General features: G+C 54.7%; 2 rRNA genes (both cut by a window edge). Both read left to right on the forward strand.

Features of this window, described 5'->3' with window-relative positions:
• A 23S ribosomal RNA gene (locus FJ938_RS16350) occupies positions 1-2,147 on the forward strand (it extends 665 nt beyond the left edge of the window).
• A gap of 275 nt (positions 2,148-2,422) precedes the next feature.
• Positions 2,423-2,500, forward strand: a 5S ribosomal RNA gene (gene rrf / locus FJ938_RS16355); it runs 37 nt beyond the window's last position.

Genomic DNA, 2,500 nt, shown 5'->3' on the forward strand with positions numbered 1-2,500 from the left:
TAGGTGTAGGCGCAGCGAAAGCGAGTCTGAACAGGGCGTTCAGTTCGTCGCATTAGACCCGAAACCGAGTGATCTAGCCATGAGCAGGTTGAAGGTAAGGTAACACTTACTGGAGGACCGAACCCATAACTGTTGCAATAGTTCGGGATGACTTGTGGCTAGGGGTGAAAGGCCAATCAAACTCGGAAATAGCTGGTTCTCCGCGAAATCTATTTAGGTAGAGCGTCGACCGAATACCCCAGGGGGTAGAGCACTGGATGGGCTAGGGGTCCTCACCGGATTACCAAACCTAACCAAACTCCGAATACCTGGGAGTACTAGTCGGCAGACACACGGCGGGTGCTAACGTCCGTCGTGAAAAGGGAAACAACCCTGACCTACAGCTAAGGTCCCCAAGTTATGGCTAAGTGGGAAAGGATGTGAGGATCCCAAAACAACCAGGATGTTGGCTTAGAAGCAGCCATCATTTAAAGAAAGCGTAACAGCTCACTGGTCTAAATAAGGGTCTTTGCGCCGAAAATGTAACGGGGCTAAAGCCATACACCGAAGCTTAGGGTTCGTGAGCAATCACGAGCGGTAGCGGAGCGTTCTGTAAGCTGATGAAGCCATACCCGTGAGGGGTGGTGGAGGTATCAGAAGTGCGAATGCTGACATGAGTAACGTAAGGGGAGTGAGAGACTCCCCCGCCGAAAGACCAAGGGTTCCTGCTTAAAGTTAATCTGAGCAGGGTTAGCCGGCCCCTAAGACGAGGCGGAAACGCGTAGTCGATGGGAACCACGTTAATATTCGTGGGCCTGGAGGTAGTGACGGATCACACAAGTTGTCCAATCTTATCGGATTGAACGGGCAGCGGAGTGGTTCCAGGAAATAGCTCCTCCTTATAGACCGTACCCGAAACCGACACTGGTGGTCTGGTAGAGTATACCAAGGCGCTTGAGAGAACTATGCTGAAGGAACTCGGCAAATTGCACGCGTAACTTCGGAAGAAGCGTGACCCTTTTCTGCGCAAGCAGAGGAGGGTGGCACAGACCAGGGGGTAGCGACTGTTTATCAAAAACACAGGGCTCTGCGAAGCCGCAAGGCGACGTATAGGGTCTGACGCCTGCCCGGTGCTGGAAGGTTAAGAGGAGGGGTGCAAGCTCTGAATCGAAGCCCCAGTAAACGGCGGCCGTAACTATAACGGTCCTAAGGTAGCGAAATTCCTTGTCGGGTAAGTTCCGACCTGCACGAATGGCGTAACGACTTCCCCGCTGTCTCCAGCATAGACTCAGTGAAATTGAATTCCCCGTGAAGATGCGGGGTTCCTGCGGTTAGACGGAAAGACCCCGTGCACCTTTACTATAGCTTTACATTGGCATTCGTAGTGGCATGTGTAGGATAGGTGGTAGGCTTTGAAACCTGGGCGCCAGCTCAGGTGGAGCCACCCTTGAAATACCACCCTTATCACTATGGATGTCTAACCGCGGCCCGTTATCCGGGTCCGGGACAATGTATGGTGGGTAGTTTGACTGGGGCGGTCGCCTCCTAAAGAGTAACGGAGGCGCGCGATGGTGGGCTCAGAACGGTCGGAAATCGTTCGCTGAGTGCAATGGCATAAGCCTGCCTGACTGCGAGACTGACAAGTCGAGCAGAGACGAAAGTCGGTCATAGTGATCCGGTGGTCCCGCGTGGAAGGGCCATCGCTCAACGGATAAAAGGTACGCCGGGGATAACAGGCTGATGACCCCCAAGAGTCCATATCGACGGGGTTGTTTGGCACCTCGATGTCGACTCATCGCATCCTGGGGCTGGAGCAGGTCCCAAGGGTATGGCTGTTCGCCATTTAAAGCGGTACGTGAGTTGGGTTCAGAACGTCGTGAGACAGTTCGGTCCCTATCTGCCGTGGGTGTAGGAATATTGAAAGGATCTGTCCCTAGTACGAGAGGACCGGGATGGACGGATCTCTGGTGGACCTGTTGTGGCGCCAGCCGCATAGCAGGGTAGCTATATCCGGACGGGATAACCGCTGAAGGCATCTAAGCGGGAAACCCACCTTAAAACGAGTATTCCCTGAGAACCGTGGAAGACGACCACGTTGATAGGCCGGGTGTGGAAGAGCGGCAACGCTTGAAGCTTACCGGTACTAATAGTTCGATCGGCTTGATCGTTCTCATTCCTTATGCCCATCTGACATAGTCAGATGGTCTTACCAGCGCTCACGCATGAGCGGCCCCTCTGGGGCCTATGCTCCGCGAGGGCGCCGGAAAACCGGCGACGCGCAGTCGCGCTTGCGGGCTTTGCCCGAAGCAACCTGCAAAAGCATCGCCTTGGCACGGAAAGACAGGCAACGGCACAGCCGGATGGCGAGCAGGTATCTCCTACTCACTATTCCCTGCTGCCTAATCCCCTAACCCAGCTTCTCGAATAACGTGCGTTTTGCCGACCTGGTGGTTATGGCGGAGCGGCTGCACCCGATCCCATTCCGAACTCGGCCGTGAAACGCTCCAGCGCTGATGGTACT

The organism is Mesorhizobium sp. B2-4-14, assembly GCF_006442155.1.
In the GTDB taxonomy this organism is placed as follows: Bacteria; Pseudomonadota; Alphaproteobacteria; order Rhizobiales; family Rhizobiaceae; genus Mesorhizobium.